Source organism: Xanthobacter wiegelii (assembly GCF_043193855.2).
GTDB classification, from domain to species: domain Bacteria; phylum Pseudomonadota; class Alphaproteobacteria; order Rhizobiales; family Xanthobacteraceae; genus Xanthobacter; species Xanthobacter flavus_A.
The window spans coordinates 1,072,998-1,088,423 of sequence record NZ_CM195529.1 but is presented as its reverse complement, the minus strand read 5'-3'; the positions used below and the strand labels follow the sequence as shown (position 1 = coordinate 1,088,423).

Annotated in this window: 14 protein-coding genes; 8 read left to right on the top strand and 6 right to left on the bottom strand. The window is 65.9% G+C overall.

Going from position 1 to position 15,426, the window contains the following annotated elements; all coding sequences use genetic code 11:
- Positions 1-104 precede the first annotated feature (104 nt).
- Entirely contained in the window at positions 105-1,079 is a 975-nt protein-coding gene (locus V5F63_RS04960; RefSeq protein ID WP_394101757.1) for an aldo/keto reductase, read from the bottom strand.
- 148 nt (positions 1,080-1,227) lie between these two features.
- Positions 1,228-2,220, bottom strand: coding sequence for an MBL fold metallo-hydrolase (locus V5F63_RS04955; RefSeq protein WP_394101790.1), 993 nt, complete (start codon positions 2,218-2,220; stop codon positions 1,228-1,230).
- A gap of 175 nt (positions 2,221-2,395) precedes the next feature.
- On the opposite strand from V5F63_RS04955, the gene V5F63_RS04950 reads away from it, so the two are divergent.
- Positions 2,396-3,301, top strand: a complete 906-nt coding sequence (locus tag V5F63_RS04950; RefSeq protein ID WP_394101756.1) for a LysR family transcriptional regulator — start codon at positions 2,396-2,398, stop codon at positions 3,299-3,301.
- Positions 3,302-3,548: 247 nt separating this feature from the next.
- On the opposite strand, the gene V5F63_RS04945 is transcribed toward V5F63_RS04950, so the two are convergent.
- Entirely contained in the window at positions 3,549-4,445 is an 897-nt protein-coding gene (locus V5F63_RS04945; RefSeq protein ID WP_209487909.1) for a LysR substrate-binding domain-containing protein, read from the bottom strand.
- Between the two features lie 219 nt (positions 4,446-4,664).
- Between V5F63_RS04945 and V5F63_RS04940 the strand changes: the two genes are divergently transcribed.
- Genes V5F63_RS04940 through hpaI form a run of 4 tightly spaced genes read left to right on the top strand, consistent with a single transcriptional unit; the run spans position 4,665 to position 8,336 of the window.
- Positions 4,665-5,924 carry an MFS transporter gene (locus V5F63_RS04940; protein WP_209487908.1) on the top strand — a complete coding sequence of 420 codons (1,260 nt, stop codon included), beginning with the start codon at positions 4,665-4,667 and terminating at the stop codon, positions 5,922-5,924.
- Positions 5,921-6,760, top strand: coding sequence for a cyclase family protein (locus V5F63_RS04935; RefSeq protein WP_209487907.1), 840 nt, complete (start codon positions 5,921-5,923; stop codon positions 6,758-6,760). The genes V5F63_RS04940 and V5F63_RS04935 overlap by 4 nt, the downstream gene beginning before the upstream one ends.
- A 22-nt stretch (positions 6,761-6,782) precedes the next feature.
- Positions 6,783-7,565: a 2-oxo-hept-4-ene-1,7-dioate hydratase gene (hpaH, locus tag V5F63_RS04930; protein WP_394030026.1), complete on the top strand. Its 783-nt coding sequence runs from the start codon at positions 6,783-6,785 to the stop codon at positions 7,563-7,565.
- Between the two features lie 9 nt (positions 7,566-7,574).
- The gene (gene hpaI / locus V5F63_RS04925) at positions 7,575-8,336 is read left to right on the top strand and encodes a 4-hydroxy-2-oxoheptanedioate aldolase (protein ID WP_209487905.1); all 762 of its coding nucleotides are present in this window, start codon (positions 7,575-7,577) and stop codon (positions 8,334-8,336) included.
- Here hpaI and V5F63_RS04920 read toward each other — a convergent pair.
- Entirely contained in the window at positions 8,333-9,235 is a 903-nt protein-coding gene (locus tag V5F63_RS04920; protein WP_245327957.1) for a LysR family transcriptional regulator, read from the bottom strand. The genes hpaI and V5F63_RS04920 overlap by 4 nt on opposite strands.
- A gap of 172 nt (positions 9,236-9,407) precedes the next feature.
- Between V5F63_RS04920 and V5F63_RS04915 the strand changes: the two genes are divergently transcribed.
- The 3 genes from V5F63_RS04915 to V5F63_RS04905 all read left to right on the top strand — a co-directional run bounded on the left by V5F63_RS04915 (position 9,408) and on the right by V5F63_RS04905 (position 13,143).
- A complete protein-coding gene (locus V5F63_RS04915; protein WP_394101755.1) occupies positions 9,408-10,256 on the top strand; it encodes an MFS transporter in 849 nt (282 codons plus the stop codon).
- Between the two features lie 23 nt (positions 10,257-10,279).
- A complete protein-coding gene (locus V5F63_RS04910) occupies positions 10,280-11,050 on the top strand; it encodes a siderophore-interacting protein (RefSeq protein ID WP_394101754.1) in 771 nt (256 codons plus the stop codon).
- A 701-nt stretch (positions 11,051-11,751) separates the two neighbouring features.
- Positions 11,752-13,143 carry a tyrosine-type recombinase/integrase gene (locus tag V5F63_RS04905; RefSeq protein ID WP_394040052.1) on the top strand — a complete coding sequence of 464 codons (1,392 nt, stop codon included), beginning with the start codon at positions 11,752-11,754 and terminating at the stop codon, positions 13,141-13,143.
- A 570-nt stretch (positions 13,144-13,713) separates the two neighbouring features.
- On the opposite strand, the gene V5F63_RS04900 is transcribed toward V5F63_RS04905, so the two are convergent.
- Together V5F63_RS04900 and V5F63_RS04895 are read right to left on the bottom strand one after the other, a co-directional pair.
- Positions 13,714-14,634, bottom strand: coding sequence for a sulfurtransferase (locus V5F63_RS04900; RefSeq protein ID WP_394040054.1), 921 nt, complete (start codon positions 14,632-14,634; stop codon positions 13,714-13,716).
- Positions 14,635-14,682: 48 nt separating this feature from the next.
- Positions 14,683-15,348: an ArsR/SmtB family transcription factor gene (locus tag V5F63_RS04895; protein WP_394101753.1), complete on the bottom strand. Its 666-nt coding sequence runs from the start codon at positions 15,346-15,348 to the stop codon at positions 14,683-14,685.
- Positions 15,349-15,426: the final 78 nt, after the last annotated feature.

Sequence of the window (15,426 nt, the reverse complement as noted above, 5' to 3'; positions counted from 1 at the left end):
GACGACGCGCGGCGATGCCCCTCCCCGCCGAACCCGGCGGGTCTCACCCTGTCACGCAGGCCTGACCCGCTCGCAAGCCTCGCCCATTGGCGGGACGCCAACGATCATTGCAGGCGCTGGACGGCCTTAGCTTGTGCCTCCCGGACCAGGCCTTGGTACAAGGTCTCCTTGCCGGGATACCAAGGCATGGTGCTGATGGAGCCAAAGCCGGGAATTGTCTCCATATGCGCGACCATGCGGGCGCGCATACGCTGGTCGGGCAGCGGACCGCTCATGGCCTGGACATTGTCGCCCATGTGGTCGGGATTCGATGTGCCGCACAGTACGGTCGTGACGGAAGGATGCGCCATGACCCACTTCAGGAAGAATTGCGCCCAGCTGGTGACGCCGAACTCTTGCGCGAAGCCCGGCAGCGGCCGTCCTTCGACCAACTTCATCAGGCGCGCCTTCTCGAGCGGCAGATTGATGAGCACGCCCATGCCCTTGTCGGCCGCCGCCGGGAGCAGGCGGCGCTCGGTCGTGCGGTTGAAGATCGAATAGTTGGTCTGGACGAAGTCCACATCGTCGCGTTCCACTATGGTGGTCAGCTGGTCCTGCGCCGCCGACTCGTGGTGGGTCACGCCCACGTGGCGGATCAGGCCCTCCCGCTTCCAGGCCTTCATCAGGGGGATGATGACGGGCGCGTTGGTGATGCTGTGGCATTGCATCATATTGATCGTGTCGCGCCAGGTGCGCAGCCGCGACTGCCGCAGGCTATCCTCGGCATGGCTCTCATGACCGAGATATTCTCCGGTGGCCCAGACCTTGTTGGCGAGGAACATCCCGTCCGATCCCGCATACTCCCCCATGAACTGACCGACACTGCCCTCGGCCGAGCCATAGAGCGGCGAGGTGTCGACGACGGGGCCGCCCGCGGCAACATACCGCTCGAATACTTGACGCAAACCGTCGCGGCGCGCGCCGGGCTTCAGATCGAAGGTCAGGAAGGTACCGAGGCCGAGCGCCGTGAGCTGCTCGCCCGTGCGCGGCAGGGTACGGGTCAACGCAGCCGGGCTGGGACCGGAAGCGGGCGAGGCCACCCCTGTCCCCTGGGTCTGTGCTGTCCCCTGTGTCTCGGCATTGGCCTGCGTGGCGAGGCCGAGCCCTGTTGCCGCCGCGCCCATCGTGCCGGGAAACCGCGTCGGTTGATCTTGGACTGGTTCATGAGGTCCTCCTCTGTCCCGAGCGTCAAAATTGCCAATCGGCCGGCACCCAGACGTAGGCGCCATCGGTCTTGAGCAGCCGGCCGAGGCCAGGAAACGGAAAGTGGAAGCCGAGCACGGGTACGCGATCCGCCGCCGCCCGGTCGAAGATGCGCCGGCGGGAGGCAAGGGCCGTGTCCTTGTCGCGGTCCGGGCCCGGGACCCAGGGCCGGTCAATGTTGACGACGGGGTGATAGGCGAGGTCGGCCGTCAGGAGCAGTTGGTCGTTGCCGGAATGGACGAGAAACGTGGCCATTCCCGGCGTATGGCCGGATGCGGCGATGGTCGTGAGGCCGGGCAGGATCTCGGCGCCGGCTCCATAGAGGGTGACATCGTTCTTCACCGGCTCAAGGCTGGTCTTGATGGCCGACGCGAAGCGCACGCGGAAATCCTGCGGGACCGGCATGTAGGAGAGATCGGGGTCGGTGCGGACGAAGAAATCCCAGTCCGCCTTCGGCACTAAGACGATGGCGCGGGGGAAGGCTTTGCCGCCGTCCGCCGTTCTCAGATTGCCCACATGGTCGGGATGGGTGTGCGAGATGACGATCGCATCGATATCGGCAGGACCGAGCCCGATTACGGCCAGATTTTCAAAGATGCGGCCACCATTCGGACCCATCGTCTTGCCCGCGCCAGCCTCGATCAGTATCCGCCGGCCGCCGGTTTCGATCAGCAGCGTGTTGAGATTGAGCGTCATGTGGTCCGTGGGGAGAAATGCGCGCCGGAGCACCGCCTGGAGCTCCGCCTCGGGCGCATCGCTGGCATAGACACGCGGCGGGCCGCCAATGACACCGTCACTCAAGACCGTTGCCCGGATGTCGCCGACACGGAAGCGGTAGCAGCCGGAATTGCCATCCGGCGCGGGTGCGGCCTTAGCCTTCGCGCTGCCGGAACCGCCAATGACAGGGACGATCGCACCCGATGCGCCTGCGACGGCGGACAGCATGATGGCGCGTCGGTTGAGGGTGAAGGCATTCATCGGTCTTCCCTTGCGGTTGGACGCACGTGCTTCATTCCAGCAGCAGGGCCGGAGGGGCCGGCGAGCGGACACCGGCCAGCGGCGCGCGTCAGTTACCCTTACGGCAACCATGACATGCGGCCATTGAGCCGATAAGGTGCGCACCCACGATCAGCTTGATTAGTCCTGCTTCGCAATGAACCGGATCCGCCTGGACAGCTTCGATGTGTTCGTCTCGATCGTCCGCTGTGGCGGTTTCCGCGCTGCGGCGCTCGAGCGCGGCGTGTCGTCATCGGCCCTGAGCCAAACGATGAACGCGCTCGAAGAGACCCTGGGCATCCGGCTCCTCAATCGCACGACGAGGAGCGTGTCGCCCACGCAAGCCGGACAGCGCCTCCTCGAACGATTGACCCCCGCATTGAGTGACATCAGGCTGGCGATCGCAGAAGTCGACGAGTTGCGGGACACGCCGTCCGGAACGCTTCGGATCAACGCCCCGGCGCCGGCGGTCGATCATTTTCTTTGCCCGTTGGCGTTCGATTTCATGGATGCTTATCGCGAGGTGAACATCGACATCATCAGCGATGCGGCGGTCATCGACATTGTGGAACAAGGCTTCGATGCCGGCGTGAGGTTCGGCAATCAACTGGCACAGGACATGATCGCGCTGCCGCTCGGCCCGCCGCTGCGCTATGCGATCGTGGCCTCACCGGATTACCTCGAAAAGCATGGCCATCCACGGACACCACAAGACCTCATCGATCACGACTGCATCAAGCGCAGGTTTCCCGGCGGCACACTGGTCACGTGGCGGTTTTCCGATGGACATGACGAGATTGAAGCAACCCCTGTCGGCCGGCTGTTGGTCAGCTCCGCGCACAACGAGTTGCAGGCGGCGCTTGCCGGCAGAGGGATCGCGCATGTCTTCGATGACTATGCCAAACCTCATATCCGGGACGGCCGGCTCGTCGAGCTCCTCCCCGATTGGAGCCCGGCATTGCCGCACTGGTTCCTGTACTATCCGAGCCGCCGCCTCCCGAGCGCTGCGATGCGTGCCTTTCTCGATTTCGTCAGGCGCTATGAGTGGGAAGCCCAAGCGTAACAGCGCCTGTGTCTGTCTTCACGAGGACCGAATAGCGGCCGATGCCCGCCAGGGGCGGAAGCATGTCGGCCCATCGAGTGTCGCGCTCGCCGTCAGGCCGGTCCGGGTGCGATCCAGCTGGAGCTTCTCGGTCTATTGCCGCGCGAATGGCCTGCTGACGGTCGCCGCCTTCCCGAGCGCTGCAGCGGTTGCGGAGGGAACTGGGCGCCCCCCGGCAGGCGGGGGCGATCTCGCAGCAAATCCGTGACTATCGCAGCGCGCGCATCTCGCCAACGATCCAGGCGATCTGATCGGCGTATTGCGTGCGCACGTCCTGACTGCGGCAGGCGAGGTGATAGGAGAAGATGCCGGGCACCGAGAGATCGAACAGGCGGACCAGTTCGCCGGTCCGCAGATAGTCCCGCACGACCAGCGAGCGGGCCATGGCGATGCCCTGGCCGGCGAGCGCACCACGGATGGTGAGGGCGATGTCGTCCAGCAGGGTCGACTGGGTTGGATAGAGGATCGGCAGGTCCGCCTTCTCAAGCCACAGGTTCCACGTCACCTGGGAATGCAGCAGCAATGGCACCTCGGGCATGCGCTCCAGCGACAGGTCGGGATAGCGCGCAAGGAAGGCGCGGCTGCAGACCGGAAACACCTCTTCGTCCACGATCTTTTCCACGATCATGCCGGGCACGTCCCCGGTGCCGTAGACGAGGGCGATATCGGTGTCGTCCGGGCACTTTTCCTCGAGGTCGGGCAGGCTCGTCATGCGCAGCACGACCGGGCCGAGCACCTGCTTGAACGCGTTGAGGCGGGGCAGCAGGAAATGCTCGGCCAGCGCCACCTGGAGTGACAGGTTCAGCATTTCGGGCCGCGGCACCGCCTGCGCATGGGCGACCGCATAGGCTTGGCTCAGATAGTCGAGCGCACGCCGGGTCTCGGCGGCCAGACTCCGGCCGACCATGGTCAGCGCCATGCGGTTGCCCTGCCGCGTGAACAGCGGCTGGCCGACGGCCTCCTCCATCGCGCGGATCTGGTGGCTCACGGCGCTGTGGGTGATGCACATCTCCTCGGCCGCCGACGTGAAGCTGCCAAGCCGCGCCGCCGCCTCGAAGCAGCGCAGCGTCTGGAGCGACGGCAGGGAGCGATAGAGTTGAGACATTCCAGTTTCACACGCGGCCACGGACAAATGGCCTTGAGGCATGGGGCTCCGCCGCGTGCATGTCAATTCCGCTCACATCCCGCTTGAAAATTGACCAATTGCGGCCCGCACCCGCCATTCCTATCAAGGTCCAAAGCCCTGTCCGCCAAGGCAATTCATGGCCGAGGCGGACAGGCCCGCGCAAAAGGCGCGGCAAGCAATAATCGTGGAGGAATTCCGATGAGCCTCGATGTTTCCGGCAGCCGCCCCGCGGCCGCCGGCACACGCTGGTATGTGGGCGCCACCAAAGCCCAATGGCAGTCGTTCTGGTCCGCCTATCTCGGCTGGGCCCTCGACATCATGGACCTGTTGCTGTTCGCGATGCTGATCAGCCACATCAGCGCGGACCTCGGCATGGAGCGCTCCACGGCGGGCGTGATCGCCTCGGCAAGCCTCGTGGCCACGGCTTTCGGCGGTCTCGTCTTCGGCTTCCTCGCCGACCGCATCGGCCGCACCCGCTCCATGGTGCTCTCGATCCTGTGCTACTCGGTGGGCACGCTGCTGTGCGGCTTCTCCCAGAGCGTGGCGCAGCTGATTCTGTTCCGCATGGTGGTCGGCCTCGGCGTCGGCGGTGAATGGTCGGCGGGCGCCGCGCTCATCACCGAGACATGGCCGGCCCAGCACCGCGGCAAGGTGATGGCCTGGGTGCAGAGCGCGTTCGCGTCGGGCTACGCGCTCGCCGCCATCGTCGCGGCGGTGCTGCTGCCGGTGATCGGCTGGCGCGGCGTGTTCTTCTTCGGCATCGCACCGGCGCTCCTCGCCTTCTGGATCCGCCGCCACACGCCGGAGCCGGAAATCTGGAAGCAGCAGACCCGCCGCCTGACCTTCATGGAGACGGTCAAGATGCTGAGCGGCGAGCACGGGCGCAGCACGCTGGTGTGCTTCGCCTTCACGGCGGCGGCCATGTGCGGCTACTGGGGCCTGTTCACCTGGATTCCCACCTGGCTCGCGACCCCCGTGGCCAATGGCGGCCCCGGTCTCGATCTCGTGAAGTCCACCACCTGGATCGTGGTGATGCAGGTGGGCGCGGCGCTCGGCTTCATTTCCTTCGGTTATGTGGCGGATTCGCTGGGCCGCAAGGTGGCCTTCATAGTCTACTTCGTGCTGTCGGCCATCGCGGTGCCGGCCTACACGATGATCTCGAGCCCCACGGTGCTGCTGGCCTTCGGCCCAGTGGTGGCCTTCTTCGGCACCGGCTTCTATTCCGGGTTTGCCCCCACCTTCGCCGAGCTCTTCCCCACCAATGTGCGGGCCACGGCGCAGGGCTTCATCTACAACGCGGGACGCGCGGTGAGCGCCCTCGCCCCCATGATGGTGGGCTTCCTCTCGGCGGGCTACGGCCTCTCGGGAGCCCTCGCCTTCACCGCCGGCTTCTTCCTCATCGCCGGCCTCATCGTCCTCATCTTCCTGCCTGAGACGAAGGGAGCCAAGCTCCAATGAATGCCGTCACTCCCGCGCCGTCCCGCAGCTTCGATTTCGACGACTGGCTGAAGGCCGCGCAGGCTGCCCGCCGGATCGACCTCAGCCACCCGATGCAGAAGGGCATGCCCATCCACCCGGCGCATCCGCCCTTCCACATCACCCTCAACAACCGGCACGGCGACGTGCTGCGCTCTTGTGGCCATTCCTCGTCGAACGAGCTGATGGTGACGAGCACCCACTCGTCCACCCACATCGATGCCCTGTGCCACGTCTCCGAGCATGGCGCGCTCTACGGCAAATATGATGCGGGCCGCGAGCAGCAGGGCACAGGCCTGTTCAAGGTGCACGGGGCGGAAACCATCGCCCCCATTTTCCGGCGTGGCGTGCTGCTCGATGTGGCGCGCGCGCTGGGCGTGGACGCGCTCGATCCCGCCCACGAGATCACCGTCGCGGAGCTGGAGGCGGCCGAGGCCGCGTCCGGCACGCGGGTGGGGGAAGGGGACGTGGTGCTGGTGCGCACCGGCTGGGCGGCCTACTGGCAGGATTCGCCGAAATATCTCGGCCTTGATTCCGCCGGCGCGCCGGGACCGGGCGTCGATGGCGGGCGCTGGCTCGCGGCGCGCAAGCCGTTCTCCGTGGGCTCCGATACGTCGGCTTTCGAGGTGATGAACCACCACAACATCACGTTGGAGGTGCACATGATCCTCATCGCCCAGAACGGCATCCACATCATCGAGAACCTGACCCTCGACGAGCTGGGCGCGGCGGGCCAGGGCGCCTTCGCCTTCGTCGCCCAGCCGCTGCGGATCACCGGCGCCACGGGCTCGCCGGTCCGTCCCCTCGCCCTCCTGTGACCACGCGCCGGAACACGCATCCATGATGACCGAAGAGGAGCGCCGTCTCGGCGCTGAATCGATTCTCAAGGCCGAGCGCGAGGGCAAGCCCGTCGTCCAGCTCAGCCGCACCTTCCCGCACATGGAGATCGAGGACGCCTACCGCGTTCAGGATCTGTGGGCGCAGGCGCGCATCGCCAACGGTGCCCGCGTGGCCGGCCACAAGATCGGCCTCACCTCCCGCGCCATGCAGATGGCCTCGAAGATGACCGAGCCGGACTATGGCCGCATCCTCGACGACGCCCTGTTCAATGACGGCGCCCAGATCCCCGCCGCGCGCTTCATCAAGCCGCGCCTTGAGGTGGAACTGGCCTTCGTGATGGGCGAGGACCTCGAAGGGCCGGGCGTGCGCATCTATGACGTGATGCGCGCCACCGAGTTCGTCGTGCCGGCGCTGGAGATCATCGACTATCGCACCGAGGTTCCCCGCGCCATCGTCGACACCATCGCCGACAATGCCGCCTTCGCCGCCATCGTGGTGGGCGGCCGCGTCATCCGCCCCATGGACATCGACATCCGCTGGGTGGGCGCGACGCTGAGCAAGAACGGCATCATCGAGGAGAGCGGCGTCTCGGCCGCCATCATGGGCCATCCGGCGGCGGGGATCGCCTGGCTGGTGAACAAGCTCTCCGCCGTGGGCGCGAAGCTCCAGAAGGGGCAGATCGTGCTGGCCGGGTCCTTCACCCGCCCCGTGGATGTCGCCGCCGGCGACGTGATAACGGCCGATTATGGACCGGTGGGCGCCATCAGCGTCTCCTTCACCTGAGGCCTTCCCATGGACCTGCCCCGCAATGCCTTCAAGGCAGCCCTGATCGAGGGCCGCCAGCAGCTCGGCCTCTGGTGCACCCTCTCCAGCGCCTACGCCACCGAGGTGGTGGCCGGGGCCGGTTTTGACTGGCTGCTCCTCGACACGGAGCATTCCCCGGCCGAATTGACGACCGTGCTCGCGCAATTGCAGGCGGTGTCGGCCTATCCCGTCTCCCCGGTGGTGCGGCCGGCGGCCAACGACGCCGTGCTCATCAAGCGCCTGCTCGACATCGGCGCGCAGAGCCTGCTCATCCCCTATGTGCAAAATGCCGAGGAAGCCCGCGCGGCTGTCGCGGCCACGCGCTATCCGCCCGATGGCATAAGGGGCGTGTCCGCGCTCACCCGCGCCACCCGCTTCGGCCGGGTGAAGAACTATGCCCGCGAGGCCGCGCGGGAACTGTGTCTTCTGGTGCAGGTGGAGACGCAGGAGGCGCTGGACCAGATCGAGGCTATCGCTGCGGTGGAAGGCGTGGACGGCATCTTCATCGGCCCCGGCGACCTTGCGGCGAGTCTCGGGCACGTGGGCGACCTGAAGCACACCCGCGTGGTGGACGCCGTGGAAAATGCCGTCTCCCACATCCGCGCCGCCGGCAAACCCGCGGGCATCCTCACGGGCGATGCCGCCTTCGCGAAGCGCTGCATTGATCTCGGTACCACGTTCACCGCTATCGGCGTCGATGCGGGCATCCTCGCGCGGAACTTGGAGCAGTTGCTCTCGGCGTTTCGCTAGCCAAGTCCGGCGGGCCCGCGGCGCCTCGCAGCGTGGGAACTGCAGGCCGCCCGCAGGGTCGCGCGCAGCCATTTGTGGGCGGGGTCGGCATCGAAGCGGGGATGCCAGGCAAGTGACACGGCGAGCGCGTCGGTCTTCACCGGCAGGTCGAAGCTGTGGAGGCCGGCACGCGCCGGCTCCGTCAGCCGGGCGGGCACCGCGGCGACGTGGTCAGAGGTGCGCACGATGGCCAGCGCATCGTTGAAGTTGGCGACCGCAATGGCCACGAAGCGCTGCAGTCCCAGCGCGGCCAGCGCCACGTCAATGGGTCCCGAAAACCGGCCCCGGCGCGAGACGGAGACATGGGGAAAGGCAGCGAACCGCTCCGGCGTCACCTCCCCGGCGAGCGGATGGCCTGGGCGCACCACTCCGACGAAACGGTCGAAGAACAGCGCCTGCAACTGGATCTCCGGCCCCATGGCGCCGATGACGCCCACATCAGCGTCGATCCGCCCCTCGCGCAGGGCCTCCACATCCTCCTTGTCCTGATGGGCGAAGCGCAGCCGGACGTGCGGCGCCTGCTGCGCAGCCACTGAAGCCAGCGTCGCGCCGAAGGTGCCGACGAAACCGTCATTGGCGCGGATGACAAAGGTGCGCTCAAGGGTCGAAAGCTCGATCCCGTCGCCCCGCACCAGCGCCTCGGCCTCAGCCACGAGGCCGCGCAGCCGCTCGCGCAGGCCCTCGGCACGCGGGGTCGGCACGAGCCCCCGCCCCGCCCGCACCAGCACCGGATCGCCCAGGAGGTGACGAATGCGCGCGAGCTGGCGGCTCATGGCCGGCGGCGAGAGGTTCAGCCGCTGCGCCGCCCCCACGACGCTGCCTTCCGAGAGAAGCGCGTCGAGCGTCACCAGCAGGTTCATGTCGAGCGGCGGCACACGATGTCTTGTCGGTTTGGCGGGCAAGAGGGCGCCTCCGCATCAGTGCGTCTGATGCACTCATATAATAGCGACATTGCACTGTATGCAAACAAGGCCCGCCCCTATCGAAAGACCAGTTCAACGCGCCTGCGCGCTCCTTTCGACAGGATCCCACATGACCCGACAAACCTCTTCCCCCACCGCCCAACCGCACGCCACGGCCGCGCACCGGCCCATCCATTCCGGCATGGTGCTGACCGGGCTTTGCCTTGCCATCCTGCTGTCGCAGCTCGGCACCAACATCATCAACGTCGCCCTGCCCACCTTGGTGAAGAGCCTCGGCGTGGACTTCGGGGCCGTCCAATGGGTGGTGGTGAGCTATCTGCTCGTCGTCACCGCCCTCATCGTCGGCGTGGGCCGTTTCGGCGACCAGCTCGGCAAGAAGCGCCTCTATCTGTGGGGGCTCGCCGTCTTCATGGCGACCCTGGTGCTGGGGCCGTTCTTCCTCTCGAAGGCGCTCGGCCTCGACACCCGCATGGTCGGGCTGGTGATGACGATCGGCCCCCTCGCCGCAGCCATCATGGGCGTGCCGGCCGGGACCCTTGCCGACCGCATCGGCGCGAGGCTCGCCATGGTCATCGGGCTGGCGCTGTTCACCGTCGGGGCTTTCGCCATGTCCTGGGTGTCGCGTGACGGCGGTGTCGCCATCTACATCGTCGCCATCCTGTTCATCAGCGTCGGCCTCGCCTTCTTCCAGACGCCGAACAACACCGCCGTCATGACCGATGCGCGCCCCGAACAGCGCGGCCTCGTTTCCGGCCTGCTGGCCCTTGCCCGCAATCTCGGCCTCATCACCGGCGCCTCGCTCATGGGCGCGCTCTTCGCCAGCGTCGCCGGCGATACGGCCACCGCCAACCCGGACCTCGTGACGGATGCCATGCGCTTCGCCTTCCGCATCGCCGCCTCCATGGCGGCTGCCGCCTTCCTTCTCTCCCTCACCACGCTGCGCGGACGTGGCGCCTGACGCGGTCACCAAGGACCTATCCAATGAAACAGAACAACACCGCCCTCGCGGGCACCGAACGCCCGGTGCCGCCCGAACGCCGGCTGAGGATCGCCGAGGTCCGCAAGGTCACCGAGGTGAGCCCGCACATGCGGCGCATCACCCTCGCCTCGACGGCGCTGATGGACTTTCCCGTCCGCCGCCCGGCCCAGTGGGTCAAGGTCTTCGTGCCGACGGCCGATGGCGGGAAGCCCAGCGGACGCGCCTACACCATCCGTCATTTCCGCGAGACGCTGTGCGAGATGGACATCGATTTCGTCCTGCATGGGGATGGCCCCTGCTCCACCTGGGCGCAGTACGCGGCGCCCGGCGATGTGGTGCAGATCGCCGGCCCGCGCGGCGGCTTCCGGCTCGATCCAGACGTCTCGCATCTGCTGATCGGCGGCGACGAAACGGCGCTTCCGGCAATCGGCGCGATTCTCGAGGCCCTGCCGGCCGGGCTTTCCGTCGATGCCTTCGTGGAAATTCCCGAGGACGCCGATGCCCAGATCATCCACTCGAAGGCCGATGTGGAGATCACCTGGCTCCCGCGCGGCGGCGGCGATGCCGGACAGCGCTCCACGCTCGCCGAGGCGGTGACGGAGGCGGAGGTCCCACACGACTCAGGCACGGTGTGGTTCGCCGCCGAAGCCTCGGTCGTGCGATCGGTGCGCCGCCACTTCCAACTTGATCGCAACATGCCGCGCGACCGTCTCATCGTTGCCGGCTACTGGAAGAACGGCGAGTCCGACTTCAGGGATAGCGAAGGCAGTTAGAACGACCGACGATGGCGACATGGCGACTCTCAGTCTGTCGTCAACTAGACGGGCAGAAGAGCGGGTCGTGTGGCAAGGCATCGGGCCAGACCGACCCGCGCTCTCCTCCGTCGACTGACAAACGCCCGCCCTCTCCGCAATGGCATGCTCGCCCATGTTCCGGCTGAGGCGGGGGATGCTTCCCACGCTTGCACCATGCGGCTTGGGGGTGAAGCTCTCGGTATTCGGCTGAGGCTCCGGCCTCTGGCACGGCGGTGTCGTCGCATACACGATCGTCCTGCCCGGACGCCAATCGGGTGCCGGAGGAGAGGGCATGAGCCGGCTGCCTCTGCCCGCCCAGCTTCATCCGAGACAGCCAACTACGCCAGTCCAAACGCTGCTTCTGGTGATGACCCGGTGATGACCCGACCGCGCCAGGACGCCTTTACGCACCCGAGCATGCGGGGGAAATTATCGTTTATTGTCTTTAATTTAGGTGGCGCGCCGGGGAAGATTCGAACTCCCGACCCCCAGATTCGTAGTTCAGAAATGACGCTTCGCCATGGCATCCCCCTGCACTTCTAACTTTCCTTGCAATCATTTAACATATTGATTATTATTCAAGAATCGCATCTTGGCGTGTTCTGGAGGGGCTGCGCCACTAAACCTTTCGCTCCGCCAAAACCGTTTCAAAAACCGTTTCAGAACTTCAGGGTTACGCCATGGCCGAACTGCGTTTCCAGATCAACGATAAGGCCATCGAGCGCCTCCCTCCGCCCGAGAATGGACGCTACATTGTCCGAGACACCGAGCTGAAGGGGTTCTTTCTCGTCGTTGGTACCCGCAAGAAGACCTTCACCATCCAGGGCGACCTCAGGGAGGAGGGAAAGCGCGCGGCAACCATCCGGGTCGCAATCGGCGACACGTCGGAGATGTCGACGCGAGCCGCGCGGGCGGTGGCGAAGGAATATCTTGCGCAAATCAGCCGGGGGCAGCATCCCAGAGGCGAGTGTCGGATTGCCAAGGCAACGACAGCTGCCGCGCTCGAGACTCCAGAGGCTCCCAAGATCGTCGGCATTACGCTTCGAGCGGCCTGGGAGCGCTACAAGATCTCCATGGTTCGCAAGAACCGAAGCGAACGCACCATCGAGAGCTATCGCGATCACATTGAGCGGATCTTCGCAGGGTGGCTGGAAACGCCGCTGATTGAGCTCGGCAATGACCCGGCGAAGGTGGCAGCGAAGCATGATGCGATCACCGAGGAGAACGGCCCTTACATTGCCAATGGCAGCATGCGGACGCTTCGGGCCGTGTATAATCACGCCCGCAAAACCAACCGCGAGTTGCCTCCCGACAATCCAGTTGGAAGCATCGACTGGAATGGCGAGAAGCGCCGCGATACCGGCATGGGCCTCGCGGACCTGAAGGGCTGGTTTCTCGAATTGGCCGCGATCGACAACCCCATCCGGCGAGAATTCCACTTGTTCACTTTGCTCTCTGCATGCCGGCCTGCCGCGCTGAAGGAGGCCAAGCCCTCGCACCTTGATCTGCGGCGGCGGGTGCTGCACGTCCCCAGGCCCAAGGGAGGCGCTGACCGCGCCTTCGATATCCCGCTATCGCGGCAAATGATCAGGTGCCTGCTGCGGGCAATGCGCTTCGGTCGCTTGATGTATCCGTTCGAGGCGCGGGAGTGGATCTTCCCCGCAGATAGTGCGGATGGGCACCTTGCCGAGCAGAAGGAAGAGCGGAGCACATTGTCGAAGTGGGGCAACGAGCTGCGTCAGACATTTCGCACGATCGCCAACCCAGCGGGCGTTTCCGAATTGGATGCCCGCATGCTGATGAACCACTCCATTCCAGGAGTGAACGCGGGCTACATCACCCGGCACAAGCTCCTGGAGGACCACCTGCGCTCCCAGCAGCAGGCGATCAGCTCAACGATCTTCAACGCGCTCGGGAATGCGGTCGCCGAGGACGAGAACCTCATTGCCTGGCTCGGTCTGGGAGCCGCGAGGAACGCAATCTGTCGCGCTGCGGACGAATTCGCCGAGCGCGAGGCGATTTCGACGTGCAACCAAGCCATGCTACGTCCGACGAGCATACGGCACCGTTAAAGTTGTAAGCAATCACCCCGGCTCACCGACAATCCACGCTGCGCCGCTAGGAGTTTTTCACCCGCTTCCTCGGTGATGGATGCGACCGCCTCACCTATGAGGCCACGGAGCGCGCTCTGCGCGGCATCGCCCTCGGCCGCAAGACCTGACGGTACGCAGTTCAAGCGTCAGGTGCGAGCCGCGATCGGAGCCGCAACCATAGACCCCGATCTGCTCACGGCCGCCGAGAGGTTACTATGAGGGATTTCTTCGTCGGGCAGATGCAAACGGGACCATCCTCCGCTTGGCGAAGGGCGGGATCGCGATCAAGGAGATCGTGCGCCGCACCGGGCACTGCCGTAGCCTTGTTCGCAGGACCCTGCGCGACGAGCGCACGGACAAGTTCCGCTCGCGGGAAAGTTTGCTGGAACTGTACTGACTGCCTTCGCAGCCTCGCGCGTCAGGACCCGCGATTGAGCCAGGGCGGCAGGCCCATGCTAGATCCCGCCGCTCCCCCGTTGCCATGTCAAACAATTCAGAGTCGAAATCCTGAAGCAGTTCCGCCCCCATGCGGGCTGTTCTTCCGGCTGTCTATCTGAGCTGCGTCTCGACCGGCAGGCCGTGCTTGCTCCAGGCCAGCATGGAGCCGTCATAGAGCATGACGTCCCGGTAGCCGAGCAGTTCGTGCATCACGAACCACGAGATGGCGGAGACATGGGCCGTGTTGCAATAGGCCGCCACCGCCTGCTGCGGGCCAAGGCCGACGGCGGCATAGGCGCGGGCAAGTTCCTCCTTCGGGCGATAGGTGCCGTTGGCGGCAAAGTTCGCATCGAAGGGAAAGAGGGTCGCGCCGGGAATGTGGCCCGCCTTCGCGATGTTCGGGCGCTTCTCCAGGCCCACATAGAAGCTGAAGAACCGGGCGTCGAGGATGCCCGCATCCTTGTGCGTCTGGAGCGCCTCCATCTGGGCCGTGTCGGCGAGGAATTCACGCCGCGCGGGCCGGGCCTTGAAATTCCCCGTCTGCGCCGCCTCGTCCTCGCCCCACACTTCGCGGTTCTCGGCCACCCATTTCGTCGTGCCGCCGTCGAGGATGGCCACCTTGTCGTGGCCATAATATTTGAGCTGCCAATAGACGTAGGCGGCATAACCCGCATCGTCCGGTCCCCGCCCCCGGTGGGTGAGCACGAGCGGCGTATCGTCGTTCACCCCGGCCGATCGCATGAGCGCCGAGAACGCCTCGGGCGGCAGGTTCATGTCGGCGATTTCCACGCCGCGTTCGGTGGTGGTGCCACGGGCCTTGCGGAAGTCGAGAGGCACCGCGCCGATGAGGTGGCCGCCTTCCTTGTAGCTGGTGTCGTCATTGCGCACGTCGAGGACGAGGACCTCGTCCTGGTGGGCTGCGAGCCATTCGCTCGACACCAGCGGGCCGGGAAGGTCCAAGGCGGCTACTGGTGTCGCGAGCAGGACCGCGAGGAGCCCCGAGGCAAGCACGCCCGATAGCATTTTGAACATTGGCGTTTCTCCCATTTTTTGGTTTGGACTTCGGGGGATGGCGTCGCGTCAGCCCGCCACGACCGGCAGTCCCGCGGCGCGCCATTCCGGCATGCCGTCTTCCATGCGGCGGGCCGAGAAGCCTTTGGCGCGCAGGCGTACGACCGCCTCCACTGCGAGCAGGCAATAGACGCCGCGGCAGTAGGCGATGATCTCTGCCGCCGGATCGAGTTCCTCGAGACGCGCGTCCAGCTCCTCAAGTGGAATGCTGACGGCTCCGGGCACGTGGCCGAGGTCGAACTCCTCGCGAGGTCGCACGTCGATCACCGTGACGAGGCCCGCCTGCGCGCGTTCCACAAGGTCGGCGCGGCCGATGGGCTCAAGCCCGTCCCGCCCGTCGAAATAACGCGCAAGCAAAGCGCCGACCGTCGCGATGTTGCGTTCCGCAGTCTGCCGCAGCACCGACATGAGCTGGACGATCCCGTCGTCCGCCAGCCGGTAGAGGACGAACTTGCCGTCGCGGCGGGCCTCCAGCAGGCCCGCGCGACGCAGCTGCTGCAGGTGCTGCGAGGCATTGGCCATGGAGAGCCCGGTCAGCCGGGCCAGCGCCTCCACGCTGCGTTCGCCCTGGGCGAGGTGCTCCAGCAACTCCACGCGGTGCTCGTGGCCGAGGGCGCGCGCCACCGTGGCCAGCTCGGCGAACAGAGCGCGTTTGGGATCCGTTGACTTGCACATGATGGTAACGATACATCATTCAAGCGATAACTTGAACGTATAATTATCCTGCCCATGCCGCGAGGGCATCGTGGGGTA

Coding starts and splice junctions, on each gene's coding strand:
- V5F63_RS04955 (WP_394101790.1), bottom strand. CDS start 2,220: ATGAATGCCTTCACCCTCAACCGACGCGCCATCATGCTGTCCGCCGTC.
- hpaI (WP_209487905.1), top strand. CDS start 7,575: ATGGACCTGCCCCGCAATGCCTTCAAGGCAGCCCTGATCGAGGGCCGC.
- V5F63_RS04895 (WP_394101753.1), bottom strand. CDS start 15,348: ATGTGCAAGTCAACGGATCCCAAACGCGCTCTGTTCGCCGAGCTGGCC.
- V5F63_RS04910 (WP_394101754.1), top strand. CDS start 10,280: ATGAAACAGAACAACACCGCCCTCGCGGGCACCGAACGCCCGGTGCCG.
- V5F63_RS04940 (WP_209487908.1), top strand. CDS start 4,665: ATGAGCCTCGATGTTTCCGGCAGCCGCCCCGCGGCCGCCGGCACACGC.
- V5F63_RS04920 (WP_245327957.1), bottom strand. CDS start 9,235: ATGAACCTGCTGGTGACGCTCGACGCGCTTCTCTCGGAAGGCAGCGTC.
- V5F63_RS04945 (WP_209487909.1), bottom strand. CDS start 4,445: ATGTCTCAACTCTATCGCTCCCTGCCGTCGCTCCAGACGCTGCGCTGC.
- V5F63_RS04905 (WP_394040052.1), top strand. CDS start 11,752: ATGGCCGAACTGCGTTTCCAGATCAACGATAAGGCCATCGAGCGCCTC.
- V5F63_RS04950 (WP_394101756.1), top strand. CDS start 2,396: ATGAACCGGATCCGCCTGGACAGCTTCGATGTGTTCGTCTCGATCGTC.
- hpaH (WP_394030026.1), top strand. CDS start 6,783: ATGATGACCGAAGAGGAGCGCCGTCTCGGCGCTGAATCGATTCTCAAG.
- V5F63_RS04915 (WP_394101755.1), top strand. CDS start 9,408: ATGACCCGACAAACCTCTTCCCCCACCGCCCAACCGCACGCCACGGCC.
- V5F63_RS04935 (WP_209487907.1), top strand. CDS start 5,921: ATGAATGCCGTCACTCCCGCGCCGTCCCGCAGCTTCGATTTCGACGAC.
- V5F63_RS04900 (WP_394040054.1), bottom strand. CDS start 14,634: ATGTTCAAAATGCTATCGGGCGTGCTTGCCTCGGGGCTCCTCGCGGTC.